We start from the raw sequence: 21,303 nt of genomic DNA on the forward strand, positions 1-21,303 counted from the left end.
CCTTTTTGCACAACAACTTCTGCTTTTTTCAAGCAACAACTCTGGGGGTCAATTTGAAATTGGCGAAAGGGGGTCAAATTTATTGGTATATGCACTCAACCCACCAATTAAGGCTGAAACTTGTCGCCATAAATTTATGCCATTAGGTTATCAAAGAAAAAAATCTATTCCCATCATATTGGCAATTGTACGTGCCAATTTGTAAGGACTGATTAAGCCATATATTTCCTCGCTTTGTAAAAATTTACCGGCTTGGTAAGCGGAAGCGTTTTCAATGGTTACAGAAAATCAATTAATTTTTTTCAAAAAGCTATCCCGGTAGGTAAGCCCGATGGTGCCAAAACCACCATATGTTTCATGCCCATTCCTACATCGTTTTTGTAAAATATTCGTTGCGCCTGCCATTATCGTATGTTGTTCATTACAAGTGTGTATATTCATATCATCAAACATTAAATCGTTTTACCGCTAACCAAATACATCACATCTATAAACATTAGTGTTAACTATGAAAAAGAAAATTACCATTGAGCCAGTAGAATTACATTCCTACGGACTAAAATTGAGCAACAAAAAAAGACTCTTAGCAAGCATTTTCGCTTTCAGCTGTTTATTTACTGCCTGTAAAAAAGATCAAACAGACATCGCACTGTTATCACCTGAAAAAAGTGCTCTCAACGCAACATCCAATACGGTGGCAGCCCTTTCCATACCTGCTAAAAGTGAGGCCTTATTGGCCATGCAGGTTTATAACAACCATTTTTATAATCAATACGGCACATACGGGCCTTCATATAAGGCATATTACTGGAAAGATGATAACCATACCGGCAGAATGGATTTCTGGACCCAGCAGGAAGCGATTGAAATGCTGATAGATGCCTATAATATCAATCCCGGCACCGATTTAAAAGATAAGATTTCTTATTTATACAATGGCGTAAGAGATGGTTATGGTTTACTATGGACCGACAATAAATTTAATGATGATATTGTTTGGGGAGCCCTGATGTGTGTAAGGGCTTTTAAAATAACCAATGATGGCGGCATGCTGGATATGGCAAAAAATAACTTTAACATGATGTGGAACCGCGCCTGGGATACCCAATCGTTAGGTGGTGGCTTATGGTGGACTACCGATAATCAAACTAAAAATACCTGCGTAAATGCGCCGGCAGTGATCTGTGCGATGCTGCTATACCAGGCAACAGGTGATGTAAGTTATAAAAACAAGGCTAAACTTATTATGGATTGGATGGTGAACAGACTTTACGATTCATCAAGCGGTGAAGTTAAAGGGGCGATTAACAAGGCCGGTACCATTACCGAGGGTGCGCTTTCTTATACACAGGGAACTTTTATTGGCGCTTGTGATTTATTACGTGCTGATTTCCCTGCAATAAACTACCTGGCGATGGGTACCAAAGCGATGGATTATGCACGCAACAGCCTTTGTAATACGCCCGGAGGAATTTTAAAAGATGAGAATGGCATTGCTGATACACAGGGCATGAAAAGTATTTTTGCACGCTGGGCCTGCCTTTTTGTAAAAAATACGGGTACAGCAAGTAATTACGGGCCCTGGCTTGATGCTAATGCAGCACAGGCATGGTCTATCCGCAATAACCAGGGCCTGATGTGGAATATATGGGGAACTCGCACGCCGGAAAGCACACGTAACGCTTTTGAAACTACCTGCGGCGTTGCGATGGTTAACGGTATTTACTATTATCGTTAATGATTAAGGCGTAATAAAATGCAAGGGCTACGGCGCCCGCTGTAATGGTACAGCGGGCTAGCGATGCGATTATTGAGCTACATCAAATCTATGGAAGTTTGGATTAATTATCGCCGGACAGGGATGGCGCTTTAAAGCTGATGCGCTTGAGAAAATATAACAGCACTTTTTCTCCCTTCTCCCTGTCCTCCGCTTTGTATTGAATGCTTCCTGATATTCCCTTCGATCCTTTTCGGTCGGAAATAAAGGAACTGTAGTATTCATCACCGTTCTTAAGCGACATGATCAGGAACCTGGTATTGTTAATCTTGATGAGCTCCGCCCTGTTGATATTGGATTTTAATTAGATTGCCTGAAGTTCATTTTTTTTTTAAATGAATAGCGGTTAATGAATGATTAACCACATTAATATCAGTCATTAAATACACACATATAATATCAAAAAAAAACTAGTAGCGATTTCTTTTGCGAACATACACTCCTCATAAAAAAACTTACAGTAATATAACAGGTTAAAGCTCTTGATTAAGCCCCACCCCGGCATTGCTAAAGCCTTCTTTAGCCCGAGCATTGCTAAGCAATTGCCTGAAACAGATTTGAGAAATAGGTTTTTAGAGAATATACAGCCCTTGCTTCCATTGCGAACAATAATGGGTTTGAATATATGAGGAGGTTATAATATCATTTAAAAAATATGATGAAAGGCACTGAAGGAAGAAAATGGCCGGTTTAAACTAAATGTTTCCGTAAAAAAAGGTTTAATGAAATGTGGTTCAGAAGCTGCATAGTCAAAAATAAATCATGGCCGCACTGCTGTTTTTTATACTTAGAAGATAGCGGGTTTATACACCTCCTTAGCTGCTAAACCCCTAATCATTTCTATTTACAATCCGGTAACCAGACCTTTATCGTACCCATAATGATCTATTTTGACTTTAATTCTGTAATGATCTCGGCAGCTTTTTGTGCGTAGGATTTATCAAGGAACTCGTTGTTATACCAGAACTCCAGCTGATCTACTATTTGAGGCAGGTAGCGGTAAAAACGTTTATCTACATTGTCTTTTAAGATTTCGTCTGCTTTTAGCTTATCGCCTAACAATCTCGCAATCATCACTTCATTTGCCCGGTTAAAATGTTCATACAAGCAAATTTTCCATTGGTTATAACCCTGCTCACTCATCTGCTTTTTAATGGGCTCAAATAAAGGAGCACTGGCACTGATGATTTTTTCATCAACCAGATCTATTGCCGGATTGACAAAGGCATGCCCAAATTCATGGACGGCTATGGTGCGTAAAGATAAACTATTGTCAAAACCAAGTTTCAGCTGCTTGATATCATCAACTTCTTTTGGTTGGTTAGTGCTTGCAAATATATTTCCTATTGTATTTTGACTTCCTACCGCAAAACCGGAACTGAAGGGCATGGTTAAACTTGGGTAAAGCACATAATGTTCTACCTCTTTTCCAAAAAGATTCTCCATTTCTACAATGAAGTTTGAGGCAGGCATGTTCAACTTAATTTCTTTCTGGACAGTTTCATAATAAGGCTTAAAATCCACCAAAAATTTCTGAAAATTTATTTCCAGGAAAAAGCTGTTAAATGCAGCTGTAAATCTTTGTGCATCTGACAAACTGGAAAAGGATTTCATAAAACGGTTATCTTTTTCTACTGTGGCATTCGGAAAATCCGGTAGACTCATAACAAAGTTTGCATAATGCGCATAGAAATCTTTATCGAAATAGGTTTTGATCACCTTTAGATTTTCTGATTTTAAAAATGATTTAAAGGTGTTGGCTATTTTGGTAGTTAGGGCATAAAGCGCTTTAACTTTTACGGGTTGACCATTAATTTCAAATGACTGGTCATCAGAAAAGCCTGTAAAATCATCATAGTTTGCTAAAACATAACTCAGTGCCAATAATTCGATATTGGAATTATAGCGAACCTCAATATTTTTTTTAGTAAATTGAGGATAATTTAACCGAAAAGAGCCTTTGGCGTGGTTTCCTGCCAATTTTATCAGCAGTTTATTTTTTAAATCCAGCTTATGGTGGCTAACCGGATTAGGATGAGTTAACCTTTTCTCATTAGCAAAAAGCTGTAATGATCCCGAAGTTGTAGCCAGTTTAGCATTAAGATATAATATGTGATCTTTATGAGGGGGAAATTTTAGCTTTTCATTCCCGCTAAAATCCTGAAACGTTGCCTCCCACGATTGTTGGGTTTGCTTGCTATTCCACTGCTTGCTTACCGTACACGCAGTGAACAATAATGAACCTGATAATAAGGATAAAACTTTTTTTAACATGGTTTGATCATCTTTTACACAAAAATCAATGTTATAACCTTCCAGGCCACTACACTTTAGTGTAAATTTACATTAACACGAACATAGACCTGAATAAACATCGGGGCAGCACCTTTTAACAAAATACAAAATTACAATCATTAACGGGGCTGATCAATACCGAATCGAAACCAGACGTCAACTAAAACCGGCCAATAACCACCAGACCTGTTATGGAATTCCCCACTTTACCGCATCCTATGTAAAACCTCAGCCCATGAAAAACCTGCAATTGATTTTGACCGAGCCATGCTTACAGCAATGGAGCGAGATTGAGCAGCCAGACGGCAAACATCACTGCAGCAAATGCGCCAAACACATCGTAGACCTCACTACCAAATCTGATACGGAACTGGCAGAATTTTTCAGACATAAAAGCGATAAGGTATGCGGGCGCCTGCTGGCCAGCCAGATGAACCGTAACCTGTTAAGCCCCTCTGCAACGCCAGGCTGGCAATGGCTCATGCCACTTGCCCTGGCCGCACTGGCCATCAGCCCGGCACAGGCACAAAAGACACAGCCGGCGGTGGTGCAAACCGCAGTACCGCATAAAGACGCTAAAGAAACCACACCATCATCTGCCAGCCTTAATACCTTACCAATCACCGTAAAAGGAACCGTAGTTGACCAAACAAATGGCAAAGCACTTGCCCAGGTAAAAGTAAGGAAGATAGGAGAAGAAGACGCATTGGCGATAACGGATTCCCTTGGCAGGTTTGAGTTAAACCTGGCTGATGGCGACAAGCTATCCAAATTCATCATCAACCTGCCAGGGTATAACCCCATGGAGACTTATCTGAATGATAACATGGTGATCAGACTAAGCGCCGAGAGAAGGATCATGCTCGGCGGTATATCGACAATCTCCCTGAACAGATCACCACTTTATCTGATCAAAGCCGGCAATAAAAGCTGTACAATCGAAGCCACTAAATTTGGTGAGCTATCGCCAGACTGGATTGAAAAGATAGAAATACTCAAAGATGCAAAGGCTACGGCCATTTACGGCGCAAAAGGCGCTAACGGTGTGATCTTGATCGAAATCAAAAAAGCCTACCGGAAAAAGATCAGGTTTTCGAAATGAACACGGCCCGAATCTTAGAGACAGATAAACGAAACCTGGTATTTGTTTTTCAAGTCTTGTTAATATTGATTTAAACCTCACAGCTGTTTTTTATTTTAATAACGGGAGGTGACCTTTCCGGCGGATGTATAACAGTAAGTTACCGGCTAAATTAAAATATTAAATGCTTTGTTATACTTCATGAATCTTTGATGAGCGTTAACATTCTTATGTGAAGTATTTTCTATTATTTCACTTCCAAACTAAATCTGCATTCCGGATGCACGATTAAATTGGTGTATGTAAGTGATTTCGGGTTTTGCCAAACCTACTTGGCTAATTGCTGTTGCTAATGGTATACAATGGCTAAGTAATGGAGAAAAAGAACAATACCAATACGATACGGGTAAAGGGTGCGCGGGAACATAACCTGAAAGATATTTCTGTTGAGATACCCCGGGATAAACTGGTGGTATTTACCGGCGTTTCCGGATCAGGAAAATCATCACTTGCATTCGGTACACTTTATGCCGAGGCGCAACGGCGTTACCTGGAATCTGTTTCGCCTTATGCCCGCAGGCTTTTTAACCAGATGGATGTACCGGAAGTAGACGCTATAGAGGGATTGCCCCCCGCAGTTGCCTTACAGCAGCAGCGGTCAGGAACCTCCACCAGATCGTCAGTTGGTAGCGTAACCACTTTATCGAACCTGCTCAGGATGCTTTTCTCCCGAGCGGGAGACTATCCTCCCGGTCAATCCATCATTTATGCCGAGGGTTTTTCTCCGAATACACTTGAAGGTGCCTGCAGCGAGTGCCACGGTATGGGCAGCGTATTTGAGGTGAATGAGCAAACCATGGTACCCAACGATACGCTGAGCATCAGGGCAGGCGCCATCGCCTCCTGGCCACGGGCATGGCAGGGCCAAAACCTGCGCGATATCCTGGTATCGATGGGTTTCGATGTGGATACGCCATGGAAAAAATTGCCAAAAAAGCAAAGGGATTGGATACTGTTTACTGAAGAAACGCCTACAGCGCCCGTTTATCCTGGCCTTTCGCCAGAAGAAACCGCTGTAGCGGTTGCCAAAAAGCAATCGCCGGATTATATGGGTACCTTTATTGGTGCGCGCGCTTACGTATTGAAAACCTTTGCATCAAGCCAGTCTGAACTGATGAAAAAAAGGGTTTCGAAATATATGATCAGCAAGGCATGCCCGGTTTGTGAGGGCAAGCGGCTAAAAAAAGAAGCACTGTCTGTAAAATTTAAGGGCAAAGATATTGCGGAAACTGCCGGATTAACATTAGCTGAACTTTCTAAGCTTTTTAGTGAACCTGCCTCGAATAAAAAGGAGGTAAAACAGGAAGAAAAACAGCTGGTGATACAAAGAATTGCGGCTGACATATGCGCCAGGATCAGTGTGATGCTGGAGCTGGGTTTGGGTTACCTTACCCTCGACAGAAGTACCCCTACCCTTTCGCCGGGCGAGTTACAGCGCCTGCGTTTATCAACCCAGGTACACTCCAATCTTTTCGGTGTGGTTTATGTGCTTGATGAGCCCTCGGCCGGATTACACCCGGCAGATACCGAAGCTTTGTTAAGCATACTGGAGAAATTAAAAAGCGCAGGGAACAGCATATTTATAGTGGAACATGAAATTGAGGTGATTAGGCGCGCAGACTGGATTATTGATGTAGGGCCCGGTGCAGGGGCGCAGGGCGGGCAGATTATGTACAGCGGCACGGTTGCCGGGCTGAAGAAAAACACCGCCTCTGTTACCGCAAGGTTTCTTAACGGCGCTGACAGCCGTACCGAGCACCAGCCCAGAACACCCAAAGGGCAGCTCTGCTTGCGGGGCGCTACAAGACACAATTTGAAGAATGTGGACGTTGACTTTCCGCTGGGTGTGATGACCACGGTGACGGGAATTTCGGGCTCGGGAAAAAGCAGCCTGGTGAGCCAGGTACTGGTGGAGTTACTTGCAAAGCAATTGGGAATGCCGGCTGAACCCGATAGCGAACTTAAAGATGAAGGTGCTTTAGCAGATAGCGCAAAGCCGGTGGGAGGAAAACTAACGGGCGGGGCCGGGCAGCTAAGCAGATTGGTGGTAGTAGATCAGCGCCCCATCGGCAGAACCCCCAGATCAAACCTGGCTACCTATACCGGAATTTTTGACCACATACGCAAACGCTTTGCCGACACACCTGCGGCCAGAAAAAAGCGCTACGATGCCGGACGCTTTTCTTTTAACCTGGCCAAGGGCCGTTGTGCCAATTGCCAGGGCGAAGGCTTTGTAATGGTAGAACTGCTGTTTTTACCGAGTGTATATACCCCCTGCCCGGCCTGCGGAGGCACCCGGTACAACCCCGAAACTTTACAGGTAACCTATAGCGATAAAAACATTGCGCAGGTTTTGGAAATGACGGTTGAGGAGGCCTGCCACTTTTTTGATGAGGACCAACACATTTACCAGGGCCTGAATGTGGTGCGGGAGGTTGGCCTTGGTTACCTGAGGCTCGGCCAGTCGGCCACTGAACTATCTGGCGGGGAGGCGCAGCGCATTAAATTAGCAACTGAACTGCAAAAAAATAATAAAGGCTCTTCACTGTACATCCTTGATGAACCCACAACGGGACTCCACCCGGCTGATGTGGAGCTGCTATTGTTACAGCTGAACAGGCTTGTAGATAGCGGAAACACCGTAATTGTGGTGGAGCATGATATGCAGCTAATTGCGCAAAGCGACTGGGTAATTGATATTGGCCCCGGGGCCGGAAACGAAGGCGGAAAGGTGGTGTTTGCAGGCCTTCCCGAATCGCTATGCGAAAACCCGGATAGTAAAACCGCCAGGTACCTGAAGGCGTACAAAAACCAGTAATCCCGGAAAAATCCGTTTTCAGATTAAAAAAGCGGGTACCACCAGAATTAATATCGATGATATTGTTTTTAAAGGCACAGGTGACCCGGGTATTATGTTAGGCGCACCGGATACCGACCCAACAGACAATGGCAATACCGGAACTGCTGCACCGGGCAGAGGTACGCCTGATGCCGGTGCAGATGCACCACCAGCAGGCGGCGACAACTCAAACCTGTTGTTTGGCAATCCTTCTGGTGCACAGGCCAATATTGTCTCAGCAGAAAATTACCTGATTGATCAAAAATATTATGTAGAGAGCTATAGCATGACCCGCGGTATACCGAATTGGGTAAGCTGGCATTTAGATCCAAATAATTTTAACGGGGCTGTAACCAGGAAAGATGATTTCGCTTCTTTTACCGGCCTGCCGACCAATTGGTACCAGGTACAGAGCAACAGCTACTCGGGTTCGGGTTTTGACAGGGGGCATAACTGCCCAAGCGGCGACCGTACCAGTTCCAGCGGCGCCAACTCGGCCACATTTCTGATGACCAACATGATCCCGCAAGCACCAAACAATAACCAGAAAACCTGGGAATCGTTTGAAAGTTACCTCCGTGCGCAGGCCTTAAACGGGTATGAGGTTTATGTAATGATGGGTAGCTACGGCACCGGCGGCATTGGCTCAGCAAGCGCATCGGTAATCAGTACCATCAACAATGGCAAAGTAACCGTTCCGGCCAATGTATGGAAAGTGGCCGTACTGTTAAAAACAGGCGATAATGATTTAAGCCGCGTAACGCCATCGACCAGGGTAATTGCCATTAATACGCCTAACGTAAATACCATTGGTGCCAACTGGAAAGATTATATTGTAACAGTAAGGGATATTGAAAGCGCAACGGGCTATAACCTGCTTTCTAACCTGCCGCAAAATATCCAGGATGTGGTGGAGAAAGTGAAAGACCCGGGTAACTAATTTAAATAAGATAAACACCCAAAAGCATAAGTGCATTCAATACCATAACAGCCGTATCCCTAAAAAAGATGCGGCTGTTGTTGTTTTGGAGAATAAACAGCCAAATGGTTTTGCTATTTGCAAACCGTATATCGAACCTGACCTGCCTTTAACACATGGCGCCCGGCAGTAATTGCCGTTACATACACATGCTGCCTGCTTATTGACGATTTATGCCATGTGCTGCGGGTAGCAGGCTATAACACCGGATTTAACGCCTGAGATTCAGCACCTGTAATACAGCAGGTTCCGCATTCCTGCATACCAAATTAAAAAAACCTATCCCTTATTTTATTGTTAACCATAAAGCTTAGTTAACAAAACCACTATGGAAACAGATCCGCAGCACCCGCATCCCGAAGGGATGGAAACCCATTTAATTACCCTGAAGATAAATGGAAAACACGATAGCATCAATATCCGCCCCTGGGTGAGCCTGTTAGACTGCTTACGTGATCATTTGGATCTGACCGGAACGAAAAAGGGCTGTGACCACGGGCAGTGCGGCGCCTGCACCGTAATATGTGATGGAAAACGCATTTTAAGCTGCCTGAGCCTGGCGGTGATGAAAGACGGGGCAGAAATTACCACGGTGGAAGGAATTGCAACGGAAAACGGCCTTCACCCCCTGCAGCAGGCTTTTATAGACCATGATGCCTTCCAGTGCGGCTATTGTACACCAGGGCAGCTGTGCAGTGCTTTAGGCCTTTTATCGGAAGGCAGGGCCTCCTCGCGTGAGGAAGTGAAGGAACTGATGAGTGGCAACCTTTGCCGTTGCGGGGCCAATGTGGGCATTATAGATGCGATTATGCAGGTAAAAAGCGGAGGAAGTGATGAATAGTTTCAAGTTTCTCACCGCGCCCGATGTTCCTGCTGCCATCCAGCTTACCGATGATCAGCCCCTAGCTGCTTTCATTGCCGGCGGCACCAACCTGCTCGACTTATGGAAGTACAATCTCGTTAACCCTACAGCGCTGATCGACATCAGCCAGCTGGCCGCGCTCTCAGCATTGCGTGAACTCGAAAATGGAGGGTTTAGGCTGGGTGCTGCTGTAAAGAACGCCGAAACCGCCTACCACCCTATCATCGAATCCCGATATCCCCTATTATCAAAGGCCATACTGGCAGGTGCTTCGGCGCAGATCCGCAACATGGCCAGTAACGGGGGCAACCTGCTGCAGCGTACGCGATGTTATTATTTTTATGACCACCAGGTACCCTGCAACAAAAGGGTACCGGGATCGGGCTGTCCGGCCAGGGAGGGTTATAACCGGATGCATGCTATACTGGGTGCTAGTGAAGCCTGCATTGCCGTGTTCCCATCGGATATGTGTGTAGCATTGGCCGCACTGGAGGCCCGGATAAATGTAACGGGTATAGATGGCGAACGCAACCTGGCATTTTCAGATTTCCACCGCCTGCCCGGCGAAAGGCCCGAGCTTGACAACAACCTGAAACCTGGTGAACTGATTACCTCGATAGATCTGCCCGAAAAAGGCTTTCCGCTGAACTATTCCTACCTCAAACTCCGCGACCGCCACTCTTATGCTTTTGCGCTGGTTTCGGTAGCTACCGCACTTGAAATGGATGGCCCTACCATTAAGGAGGCCAGGATTGCCCTTGGCGGGGTGGCCCACAAACCCTGGCGTTCGCTGGAAGCGGAAGAATTTCTCCGCGGAAAAACGGCATGCCGGGAAAACTTTGCGGCGGCGGCAGATATGATCCTTCAGGGAGCGATGGGACTTGAATATAATAATTTTAAGATTAAACTGGCAAAAAATGCCATTATACGCAACGGCATGATGGCACTCGATCCGGATGCACAGCTTCCAGGCGCACAACCCTCCTTGTAATCAAACACCTAACAAGATCAACATGAATACTAATAAAAACGTAGGCCGGCCGATTAGCCGTTTGGAGGGAAGGGAAAAAGTTACCGGAGCGGCCAGGTATGCTGCTGAATACCCATTGGAAGGCCTGCTCCACGGCTATGTGGTGAGCAGCCCGATTATCAAAGGAAAGATTGTGGAAATTGATACCACGGAAGCCACGGCCATACCGGGCGTGGTGGATATCCTCTCGCACCTCAACCGGCCCAAACTGGCCTGGTTCGATTTGCAGTATACCGATATGGACGCCCCTCCGGGAACCGTGTTTAAACCACTCTATGATGAAAACATCCTCTACAATGGCCAGCCTGTTGCGCTGGTGGTTGCCCGCGACTTTGAGACGGCCAGGTATGCATCCACCAGAATAGTTTTCCGTTACCAGCAGGAACCGCACCAAACGTGTTTGGAAAAACACCTGGATAAGGCCAGAGCGCCTAAAAAAGGATTGGCTACCGCACTTAAACCACCACCCCCGCCGCCAACAGGGGATTTTGAAAACGCGTTCGAAAACGCGGCAGTAAAGGTAAGCGCCACATACCACCACGGCACAGAACACCATAACCCCATTGAACTTTTTGCCACCACAACCCTTTTTGAAGGGGATGGAAAGCTGACCATTTACGATAAAACCCAGGGCACCATCAATAACCAGCTTTTTATTGCCAATGTGTTCGGACTCCGTTATAAGGACGTAAGGGTACTTGCCCCGTTTGTGGGCGGTGCATTCGGTTCGGGGCTCAGGCCACAGTACCAGTTGTTCCTGTGTGTAATGGCAGCCCTGCATTTAAAAAGCAATGTACGTGTGGTACTGGACAGGAAGCAGATGTTCTCTTTTAGCCACAGGCCGCCGGCGGTACAACAGATGCGTTTTGCCACCGACATTAACGGAAGAATTACCGCACTTGGCCACAGCACTTTTGCAGAGACCTCGAATTTTGAAGATTATACCGAACCCACCTCCAACTGGAGCCATAAACTCTACCCTGCCCCCAACACGCTTTTTGAACATCAGGTTGTACCATTGGACGTTTATACCCCGATGGATATGCGCGCACCCGGTGGTAGTACGGCACTCCATGCCATTGAATGCGCCATGGATGAACTGGCCTATAAGCTTAAGATAGATCCACTGGAACTCCGCCTGCTCAACTATTCGGATATTGATCCATCGGCAGGAAAACCATATACCAGCAAAGCGCTCAGGGAATGCTACCTGGAGGCGGCAGCAAAATTCGGATGGGACAAACGTAGTGCTGAACCACGTAGCATGCAACGCGGCAACAAACTTGTTGGTTACGGCATGGCGACCGGGATCTGGGATGCCTTCCAGTTTCCCTCGAGGGTGCAGATTATGATCAACAGCGAAGGGAAAATGGTGGTTGACAATGCCACTACCGACATTGGTACGGGAACGCTAACGGTAATGACTCAGATTGCAGCAGATGAACTGGGACTGGAAATGGCTGATGTGGAATTCAGGTACGGGGACAGTAAAAAACCTTTTTCGATGTTTCAGGGCGGATCAGCGATCACCTCATCAACAGGGGTTGCCATTGTGGTTGCCGCCAGATCGATGCGTAAAAAACTTTTAAAAAAGGCTGCGGAGATGGACGGTTCCCCTTTTAGGAAGGCAAAGGAAGAAGAAGTCGTTTTTTCTTCGGGCCATATCCATCTTAAAAATGATCCGGCCATCAAAATAAGCCTGAAGGACATTGTTGCCTTTAATAAAGGTGCGGCCATTAAAACCACAAAAATGGGCAGGCCCCACATGCTCAAACTGCGGAAATACAGCCTGGCCACACACAGTGCTTCGTTTGTGGAGGTAGAGGTTGACCGCGACCTGGGAACCATCACCCTCACCCGGGCAGTAACCGCTGTTGCGGCGGGGAAAATCATCAATCCCAAAACAGCTAAAAGCCAGATCCTCGGCTCAATGGTATGGGGTATCAGTAAGGCACTGCATGAGGAATCGATTATGGATCCGCAGCTTGGCAAATACATCAATGCCAACCTGGGAGAATACCATATCCCCGTACATGCCGACATTGGTGAACTTGAAGTGATATTTGCCGATGAAAAGGACAACCTGATCAATGAGCTGGGCACCAAGGGTGTTGGTGAAATCGGATTGGTAGGCATGCCGGCCGCAATCTCCAATGCCATTTACCATGCCACCGGCAAACGTATTTACAAACTTCCGATCCATTTCGATGAACTGATCTGACCGCTGGCGAGAACGCCACGGAAAAGGATAGCGAAAGTGACAGGATATGGATAGCAAGAGACTGAAGGATTAAATGGAAAGAAATGATATCAAGGCCGGGCGTTTGCACCAACCCTTAAGAAACGACCGCTGTTAAAGACCTTTTCATTTTTTAAACCAAATCAATAAAAATGAGTATACAGAACATAGATTACCTGAGTTCCCTTTTAAATGCAGATGAGCTGAACTCACTTAAAAAAGCGGCAGAACGGCATTCGCAGCAGTCGAATATGGATTTCAAAATCGTTTCTGTTGACGATAAGATGGTAGAAATAGAGACCAGTCAAGGGGAGACCGCCTCAGGAAAATACGCTACCCAGCAGGTGCTACTGAAAAGAACAGCAGAACTGTTCAAAAAAAGGCTATCAGGATTGGAGCTGCAGATCACGGCAAATGCTGTTCTACCCTCTCCGGCCGATGTGGTTGATGTTTCCTGGATTGATCAGAAAATGCAGGAAAAGGGACTGCGGATCAAGCAGATTGCCTTTGAAACCGGTATTGACCGCGAAAGTATTTCGGACTGGGTAACGGGTAAAAAAGCTATGGGCAAAACCGTTAAGGCGATGTTTTATTTTTACCTGTCGAGATAATTTGCAGATCAGCCAATCCAAACGGAGAAATTAAACCAAAAAACCTATACAATTGATCAAAATGAAAGAACAAGGCAAAAGCATCCAGCCGTTTGAGATGGATATCGATCAGGATGGTGATCGTAAAATAATCAGTATACAGGAGGAAAACGGTGTATTTGAGATTATTCATGAGGGAAGGTTGATCGGTGCACTCAAGCCACCAGGGGAAGAATGGCAGCTACTTGATTATAGGGAAATTACCGGGAAGATTGCATTGTTTGAACCTGACCTTGAAGCCGAAAAAAAAGGGATCGAACTGCACTCACCCCTGGTCAATCAGATCGTTGGTGAAATCGAGAATCACCTGAAATAGCCGCTAAGTTATCGTAATAGTGGCCAGCTTGACCGGAATACAGTTTGGAGGCTTTGATTAATAAAAGAATATCGGAGCTACTGGAGATCAACCTGGAATTTAACCGGCCGGAACGATTATATAAAAAGAGTTTAGCAACGATAAACGTGCATCATATTGCTATGGCAAATTAGAAATTCAGGAAAGACATTAAAAAAGGTGATGATAAATACTCTGCAACAATCAACACATTTTGAATGGATATTGGCCTGTGCTACCTTTACTCGCCAAAGAGAGATTGCAGCTTAAAAATTAGTCGGGATGAGAAGATTCGAACTTCCGACCTCCAGCACCCCATGCTGGCGCGATACCTGGCTACGCTACATCCCGTTTAACAATTCAAGCGACCGCAAATTAAAATAAATACATCAATATCTCTTAAAATTCCGAAAAAAATGTTGGATCAACCAAACCTCAATAAGTCCATTGAATCCATCGAATCAAACGCCATCGATAATCATGAAATGGTCTGCCAAACGCTTCATACCTGTAAAGATTTAGTAATTCGGTAACAGGATTAGCTTTGTAAACGGCTAATTATACCTGATGCGAATAAACATGAATGACCTTCCCTTAAAACGCAATTATTTAAGCTGCGTAACGGCTTCGACAAGGATAATTGCCATTAATACCCCTAAAAGCAAACCCTATCGATACCGATTGGTAAGATTATATCGCAGCGGTAACCTGCTTTTTAACTGACCACGAAGTATTCAGGATATATGGAGCAAGCTAAAAACCTTGATAGCTCATTTAAACCATATAGAGACCCAGGCATAAGCAGAAAATCATAACAGTAGCATTACCACATCTTTCAGGCCTCCGCCTTTTGTTGTTCGCAGCAGTCGTAGCGAGATGCGAAGACCAAAACGGAGGGAAGAAAAATAGTATCCATAAATATTAACGTAATTATATTACTGATTGACTTCTTGTAGGCAACCTAAAAAAATCAGAAAATATCACAAAAAAAATTACTGTATAGTTCACTATTCATAGCTGGTAATCGCAAATCTTAAAATTGGAGTAATTGTGTCAACACAATTTAAATTTTCTCACGTTTCTACTTCACTATCACTTTGTTCAAACATAGGAGGTAATTCCTCATAATAGCCAGGTTTTAGCTTATCAAAATCATCGCCAGTTAACGCAACACTATATTCGAATAAATCGAAATTAAAAGTGAAGGGTATCTCATTGTCAAAAAATTCTTTGTGTTTATTGTACAGGTCTGGTTCAATAAAGTAACTCATTGCGTCATCAAATAAAAATCTTTCATTCGTGATTTGATCGAAAAAAAGTTCCTCGAACTTTTTGTAAGAAATATGAGAGATATTAATAAAGCCAAATACAAGATCTGATCCATTTAAAACGACCTCTAAATGAACCTGGTAATAATATTTTTTTTTCACCATCTTATATTTTTGACTTGCGCCCTCATTAAATGTAAATTTAGGTTGTTAATATATTTTATTCAAATTAAACATCAGTGTACCCTACTTATCTTAATTCCAACTGATATCACTGTAGAAGCATCGGCACCAAGGCCAGGCTAAAGTAGATTTTTAAAGTAAAATCACCTAACGCATTACCAATCTGGTCTTAGCCAAAGCGTAAGAACTAGTTATAGTAATCATTTTTCATTTATTAATTTTTGTTCTTTATGTTTGAACCTCAATTAAGTACTGACATCCTTTAAAACATCTTAACATAAATGTCTTATTCATAGCCAAAAAATGTCAGAATTCAAAACATGGTTAAAGACAAACTCCTCAAGCTGGCAAATTCAATGACGCAGAATGTCAACCCAGTAAAACCATGATAGGCTAAATCAATATATAATGAACAAAGAGCAATTATTTTGGGATTGGTTTAAAGCAAATGAAGCCAAGTTTTTTTTTCTTAATCAGATTAGTGATACTGATGAGAAGGAGAGGATTTTAGAAGAATTTCTTCATCATCTACACAAATATTGCGACCAGTTGTTTTTTGAAATTGGTGGTCATCCAAATGACAAGCAAGACCTCATTATTACTGCAGAAGGTAACAGCGCTCTTTTCGACAAAGTTGAAACACTTGTAAATCAAGCACCTTTGTTAGAATACTGGAATTTAATTGCGCTTAAACCAGCTATTGGAAATGGTACCATTGAATACAACGAGATTAAACTTGATCCACATACAATATACTTTATCCCGCTAAGCAGTAATGCTTCAAAAAAAATCGGCATAAGACTTTATATAGAGGATTATGACCCGGCTAACCTAAAGGATTTTTTAACCGCGGCTTACTTACTCTTAGACAACATTTTAGGAGAACGGTCAAACGCATTACATGTTGGCCATTTAGAGATTGAAAGTCTCAATGTTCATACGAAAAGAGAAGAATTAATAGAACTCGTCAAACTTCCTAAGTATATTAAATGGAAGAGGGCTCAGGCAGAAACCTAACAACGTGAGCGATTTTTTATTTCATCCAATAGTGTGAGAAAAATGTTTTTTATCAGAGAATCCTGCATATCCCAGACCGATGCATGGAGTTATATCACCATCAGCGATATCTGATGAAAATTACGCAACGATTTGGTCCTGGTGTTCCCGTTATCAGCAATGATTTAAGATTAACTGAAAGATGCCCGGAACTCAACCGGAGTGAAATCGGTTTTACTTTTAAATAATTTGCTAAACGACTGGGGATAGTCGAATCCCAGCGCGAAAGCAATTTCCCCAACGGTAAGTGTGGTGGTGGAAAGTTTTTCTTTTGCTTTTTCAATGATCTTCCCGTGGATGTGCTGCTGTGTATTCTGACCCGTAAGTGCCTTCAAAATTCCACTTAGGTAGTTGGGAGAACAATTGAGAACTGACGCAATATATTGTACGGTTGGCAATCCTTTATTGATGATGTTTTCATCATTAAAATAGTCGTCTAAAATTTTTTCCAGTTTATCCAGGATTTGACTTCCGGATATTTTGCGGGTAAGAAACTGACGCATATAAAAGCGGTTTGAATAATTGAGGAACGATTCAATCTGAGAAATGATGATCGACTCACTGAAGGTATCGATGTGTGAATGATATTCCTGCTCAATATTCCTGATAAAACTTTTCAATACCATTTCTTCTTTTTCAGAAACAAACAGTGCTTCATTTACCGCATAGTTGAAAAACTCATATTTTTTGATGGCCTTGGCCAATGGATTTCCCCACAGGAAATCAGGGTGAATGAGCATCATGCTTCCTGCACTCCTGAAGTCATCATCTGCTTTGAATGAAAATACCTGATTGGGAGATATAAAGAATAATATGCCCTCATCGAAATCGTATTTTTGCTGCCCATAGCCATACTGTACATCTCCGGCCTCCACCTTTTTGAGCGAGATCATATAAAAATCGAACACTACCCTGATACTTTCCTCGCTCCTGTAGGGTGTGATTTCAGCGAGATCGATCACACTGATCATAGGATGTTCAGGATGGCCGATACCAAGTATTTTATGATATTCCTTGATGGTTTTTATTCTGTAGGGTTGTTGTAAATTCATTCGGGTAGCTTACAAGTTTTAAAGATAAGATTATTCCACATTAACTTTTTCAAAAGTCAGCCCGCGGTTTAATCCAAAGAAAGAAAGTCCCCAAAAACCTTTGATATTGAGGTCACCACTTTTGGTAATGGTGAGATAAGAATCATAGGTATTTCCCTTTTGTCCGTCATAATCATAGAGCTTTCCCTTCCAGCTGTTCTTTTTATCGTTGAAAGTAATGTCTGTTAATAACAAAATTCCGACTAAGGGCCGTTTACGTTTTTCTTTATCGGGATTATTAACGTCTAAAACAGGTTTACCTTCATGATCGAGAGCATGTTTTAGATAGGTTAACCTGCCATAATAATGGTTACCGCTTTTATATATCTGTACATTGCCCTCTTTTACCGGACTGTACCATACCCCAACAATATCATCGGCTTTTGACTGTGAAAATAACATGGTAGAAAAATTTAGAAAGAGGATGGTTATAAATAACTGTCTCATTGTTCGTTATATTTTAAGGCGAATGCTTTTGCAAAATCATTTATTTTTGTTTTACCCAAAATAGCTGGCCTGTTTTTGAAATAATCCTCAAACAGACTACCATTATGCATCGCCGCATTCATTTCGGTAAATGCTTTGGCTATTTCAGCCGATGCCCCGATTTGCATAAACGCATCAGTCATTTGCCTGTTACTGATCAGCACCCATTTTAGGTATGGCTTTCCAATGGCTTTTCCTAAAGCAGTGGCTATTTCCTGACAGGTAAGTTCTTCACTGGCAACATACCTCACTTTCTTTCCTGCTCGAAGAGCACTAATCTCCCCGGCAATAGCGAATGCAATATCTATGGGCGATACCCAGGCGATTTTGTCGGTTCCACCATAATTAGACAATATAATGCCTGAATATCCTTTGAAAAGACCTTTTAAACCATAATGCCTAAGGTAAAGTAATTTGCCGATAAAACCTTTCAAAAAGCCTTTGCCCTTAACCATATCCATAAAGGCGTACAAATTATAATCGAAAGAGCCCGGGCGAAGATGGGTAACAACTACATCCTCAGGAAGTTGTTTAAAAACGCTTTCTGCAATATGATGAAAAACCAGAACCCCAGCCCCGGTGGGCCTTTCAGCACCCACACTGCTCAGCTGTACTACTCTTTTTATCCCCGCGTTTTGAATCGCCTGAACATAATTTGTGCTGATGTTAAGTGCCTGCTTCTGATAATCAAGCGTTTGATCCCCGAAAAAGTTAAAGGGCGGAAGCATACAGTAGGCGGCATCATGACCATCAAAGGTTTTAGTTAAAAAAATGGGGTCCTCTAATTCTCCGATCGCAGCCTTTGCACCCAACTGCTCTATTGCTGCTTTCCTCTCGGCTGAGCTGCTGACTACGGTAACCTGATGCCCTTGTTCAATCAACAGCAACACCAGCGGTTTACTGACATTTCCTAATGAACCTGTCACGACTATTTTCATATTAATTTAATATTTATTTCCAATGCAAAGCTCAGTCAATTGAATTGAGCCAACGTATTCAAATCCGCTTTTCTTGTGTTCAAAAACACGCTGATACACTTTGCAGCGAAATACTGAATGCTAGAAATCGTCTGAATAACCCTGATGCAACTACTGGTTGCGTTTCCACCAGTCGGCCCTTTTAAAAACAGACGTACCCAGTACCCGCCCCCGCCGCCCCATCAGCCTGTCCCAATCAGCATCTGGTGCAAACCATGCGCTGACCCTTGAAAAATCAGGGCTGTTTTCCCCTTCAAGTTCACTCAGTTCTTCCATAAACTTATCCCTAAAAGCGATAAAATCAATCCGTGTATCGTCTGTATGTTCCAGAATAGCCTTTACCTTGTTCAGGTCATCAAACAGCGCATGCAATTCAAATGCTTCCCAGTAATCTGCTTTAGATAAACCAGGTTGAGGTTTTTTGTTACCGAAAAACGAATTGAACATAGGGCGTAAAACCAACAGTATGAGCAATAAGATGATGATTTCCATGATATCCGGTTAAGAAAGCAGATTCAATATTCGTGGTTTTTGCAGTCAACACCGCCAATATAGTTCTGATTTTGCCTTTAACATTCCAGCCGGCAGGTTTGGCCACAGCATGATAAGTTTGCCAGGCTAACTAACATGCTGGTCTTAGCAGCGATTTGTTGACCGAAGATGAAGATGATAAAAAATATTTCCCAGCTCATCTTTTGATGCTAAAATAATCAGGAAAATGCTCCTTTGTTGTTCCTTAAACCAAAAAAATGATAATTTGCAACATCAGATGCCAGCTCCGGCGGTTTTCTGGAAAAAACTGTTAATTAAAATCATGAAAAACTGGATGTGGATAGTAATAGGACTGGTGATTGTAGTAGCCGTATTTTACCTGATCAGATGGAAAAATGCTGGTGTGCTGGAACGCAATAAAGTGCCATTGGATCAGGCGTACCTGGATTTTCAGGAGATTAACGAACACTACCAGTCAAACCTGTTTAAAATCGAAAGACTTTGTACCGTAGCGATGCGCAGTGCCTCATCACCTGAGCCTATACGTGTATTCCCGACTGTAAATCAGCAACTGATTATTGATGCGGATCCTGAGGTAGACGAAGAAACCAAACATGATTACCGCTATTATAAACTGGATCAGCAAGGAAAGCTGGTAGATTCTATTTATATCAGATATGAAGGTTACTGGCCAAAATTTATAGACCGTTTTATGGTTTTCAGTAACGACCAAAAAGCCTATTACACCACCTGGCCGCTGGATGGAGATACGACCCGGCATCATTTTGTTAGCTTAAACGCCGACTTTAGCTGGCCAAAAGATAAGATTGATCAAAAAATCAGGGCGGTTAAAAAAAGTGGTAATTATTACTTCTTCAGTGCTTTCAGGGATCATGGAAAAGACTTTAGATGGATGGCGTTTTACGAACAGCAGCAATGGTATATGCTTTGGGAAAAGATGCCGGGTTATACGCAGGTTGCTGATGAGGATTCGGGCTATCGTTATCGTTCAGATGTGTTTCATACGGGAACACCCGATCCGGTGATACCTGAAGACGTGAGGCTGATACATTTCTACCCTGAAGAAAAAATGGAATATAAACACGTAATTGGAGGAGGAGCGCTCCCTTCTTCAGCTACGAACTGGCGTGGCAAAGGTTTTTTTTCAACTGATATTGCCGGCAGGAATTTTTCTTTCAAGGTAGATCAGCTGGTGGTGGAGAAAGAAAAATATGACAGGTTTAAAACGCGTTTGTATACCTTGGCGGAACCAGGCGGGGCGGCCCGGATTTACGAGCCCGCTTTTTACCGTTCGGAACATGGTTTTGCGCTTTATTCCGGTAATTGGGATGAACTTTATATCATCAAACCTCAACAATAACTTATCTACGCTGTGCCAACAATAGGGATTGGAGGATTTTCCTGTTGAGCTGATAAATGCCTGCCATCAACTGTAAATCTCAAATAAGTCTTTACCCGAGCTTTATATAACTTAAACACCTTTCGAATGGGTTTTGGCTGGCGTCAACTTACGAACCAGTGGATAACGCCAATTCCCGAGCCTGACGAACTGTTGATATATTGCTCCATGGTATAACCCATAA

At 43.3% G+C, this 21,303-nt stretch carries 19 protein-coding genes and 1 tRNA gene; 12 read left to right on the top strand and 8 right to left on the bottom strand.

Annotated features, from left to right (window positions below; all coding sequences use genetic code 11):
* Positions 1-205, top strand: a 205-nt coding sequence (locus tag ACIQXP_RS14995) for a hypothetical protein (protein WP_387505948.1), incomplete at its 5' end; no start/stop codon positions are given.
* A gap of 303 nt (positions 206-508) precedes the next feature.
* Positions 509-1,738, top strand: coding sequence for a glycoside hydrolase family 76 protein (locus ACIQXP_RS15000; RefSeq protein WP_387505947.1), 1,230 nt, complete (start codon positions 509-511; stop codon positions 1,736-1,738).
* A 103-nt stretch (positions 1,739-1,841) separates the two neighbouring features.
* Here ACIQXP_RS15000 and ACIQXP_RS15005 read toward each other — a convergent pair whose 3' ends face one another.
* Both ACIQXP_RS15005 and ACIQXP_RS15010 read right to left on the bottom strand, forming a co-directional pair.
* Positions 1,842-2,021: a hypothetical protein gene (locus ACIQXP_RS15005; RefSeq protein WP_293744669.1), complete on the bottom strand. Its 180-nt coding sequence runs from the start codon at positions 2,019-2,021 to the stop codon at positions 1,842-1,844.
* A gap of 641 nt (positions 2,022-2,662) precedes the next feature.
* On the bottom strand, positions 2,663-4,051 hold the full coding sequence (locus ACIQXP_RS15010) for a DUF4932 domain-containing protein (RefSeq protein ID WP_387505946.1): 1,389 nt from the start codon (positions 4,049-4,051) through the stop codon (positions 2,663-2,665).
* A gap of 256 nt (positions 4,052-4,307) precedes the next feature.
* On the opposite strand from ACIQXP_RS15010, the gene ACIQXP_RS15015 reads away from it, so the two are divergent.
* From ACIQXP_RS15015 to ACIQXP_RS15050, 8 genes are all read left to right on the top strand, one after another.
* Positions 4,308-5,174, top strand: a complete 867-nt coding sequence (locus ACIQXP_RS15015) for a hypothetical protein (RefSeq protein ID WP_387505945.1) — start codon at positions 4,308-4,310, stop codon at positions 5,172-5,174.
* Positions 5,175-5,526: 352 nt separating this feature from the next.
* Positions 5,527-8,031, top strand: a complete 2,505-nt coding sequence (gene uvrA, locus ACIQXP_RS15020; RefSeq protein WP_387505944.1) for an excinuclease ABC subunit UvrA — start codon at positions 5,527-5,529, stop codon at positions 8,029-8,031.
* 94 nt (positions 8,032-8,125) lie between these two features.
* Positions 8,126-8,992: a DNA/RNA non-specific endonuclease gene (locus ACIQXP_RS15025; protein WP_387505943.1), complete on the top strand. Its 867-nt coding sequence runs from the start codon at positions 8,126-8,128 to the stop codon at positions 8,990-8,992.
* 367 nt (positions 8,993-9,359) lie between these two features.
* Positions 9,360-9,872, top strand: coding sequence for a (2Fe-2S)-binding protein (locus ACIQXP_RS15030; protein ID WP_387505942.1), 513 nt, complete (start codon positions 9,360-9,362; stop codon positions 9,870-9,872).
* Positions 9,865-10,884 (top strand): FAD binding domain-containing protein, encoded by a 1,020-nt coding sequence (locus ACIQXP_RS15035; RefSeq protein ID WP_387505941.1) that lies wholly within the window; start codon positions 9,865-9,867, stop codon positions 10,882-10,884. The genes ACIQXP_RS15030 and ACIQXP_RS15035 overlap by 8 nt, the downstream gene beginning before the upstream one ends.
* Before the next feature lie 22 nt (positions 10,885-10,906).
* Entirely contained in the window at positions 10,907-13,144 is a 2,238-nt protein-coding gene (locus ACIQXP_RS15040; protein WP_387505940.1) for a xanthine dehydrogenase family protein molybdopterin-binding subunit, read from the top strand.
* A gap of 170 nt (positions 13,145-13,314) precedes the next feature.
* On the top strand, positions 13,315-13,773 hold the full coding sequence (locus ACIQXP_RS15045) for a helix-turn-helix domain-containing protein (protein WP_387505939.1): 459 nt from the start codon (positions 13,315-13,317) through the stop codon (positions 13,771-13,773).
* 61 nt (positions 13,774-13,834) lie between these two features.
* Positions 13,835-14,128: a hypothetical protein gene (locus tag ACIQXP_RS15050; RefSeq protein ID WP_293744681.1), complete on the top strand. Its 294-nt coding sequence runs from the start codon at positions 13,835-13,837 to the stop codon at positions 14,126-14,128.
* Between the two features lie 295 nt (positions 14,129-14,423).
* Here ACIQXP_RS15050 and ACIQXP_RS15055 read toward each other — a convergent pair.
* Positions 14,424-14,497: transfer RNA gene (locus ACIQXP_RS15055), tRNA-Pro, on the bottom strand.
* Positions 14,498-15,219: 722 nt separating this feature from the next.
* Entirely contained in the window at positions 15,220-15,579 is a 360-nt protein-coding gene (locus ACIQXP_RS15060) for a hypothetical protein (protein WP_387505938.1), read from the bottom strand.
* 426 nt (positions 15,580-16,005) lie between these two features.
* Here ACIQXP_RS15060 and ACIQXP_RS15065 point away from each other — a divergent pair, with 426 nt between their 5' ends.
* Entirely contained in the window at positions 16,006-16,614 is a 609-nt protein-coding gene (locus tag ACIQXP_RS15065) for a hypothetical protein (RefSeq protein WP_387505937.1), read from the top strand.
* Between the two features lie 170 nt (positions 16,615-16,784).
* On the opposite strand, the gene ACIQXP_RS15070 is transcribed toward ACIQXP_RS15065, so the two are convergent.
* The 4 genes from ACIQXP_RS15070 to ACIQXP_RS15085 form a co-directional block, all read right to left on the bottom strand.
* Positions 16,785-17,705, bottom strand: a complete 921-nt coding sequence (locus tag ACIQXP_RS15070; RefSeq protein ID WP_387505936.1) for a helix-turn-helix domain-containing protein — start codon at positions 17,703-17,705, stop codon at positions 16,785-16,787.
* A 30-nt stretch (positions 17,706-17,735) separates the two neighbouring features.
* Complete coding sequence (locus tag ACIQXP_RS15075) at positions 17,736-18,191, bottom strand: DUF2147 domain-containing protein (RefSeq protein ID WP_387505935.1); 456 nt, start codon at positions 18,189-18,191, stop codon at positions 17,736-17,738.
* Positions 18,188-19,168, bottom strand: coding sequence for an NmrA family NAD(P)-binding protein (locus ACIQXP_RS15080; RefSeq protein WP_387505934.1), 981 nt, complete (start codon positions 19,166-19,168; stop codon positions 18,188-18,190). Before ACIQXP_RS15080 ends, ACIQXP_RS15075 begins: the two co-directional genes overlap by 4 nt.
* 150 nt (positions 19,169-19,318) lie before the next feature.
* Positions 19,319-19,699, bottom strand: a complete 381-nt coding sequence (locus tag ACIQXP_RS15085) for a hypothetical protein (protein WP_387505933.1) — start codon at positions 19,697-19,699, stop codon at positions 19,319-19,321.
* 334 nt (positions 19,700-20,033) lie between these two features.
* On the opposite strand from ACIQXP_RS15085, the gene ACIQXP_RS15090 reads away from it, so the two are divergent.
* Positions 20,034-21,080 (top strand): hypothetical protein, encoded by a 1,047-nt coding sequence (locus tag ACIQXP_RS15090; RefSeq protein WP_387505932.1) that lies wholly within the window; start codon positions 20,034-20,036, stop codon positions 21,078-21,080.
* Positions 21,081-21,303 lie beyond the last annotated feature (223 nt).

Source organism: Pedobacter suwonensis, assembly GCF_044762335.1.
In the GTDB taxonomy this organism is placed as follows: Bacteria; Bacteroidota; Bacteroidia; order Sphingobacteriales; family Sphingobacteriaceae; genus Pedobacter.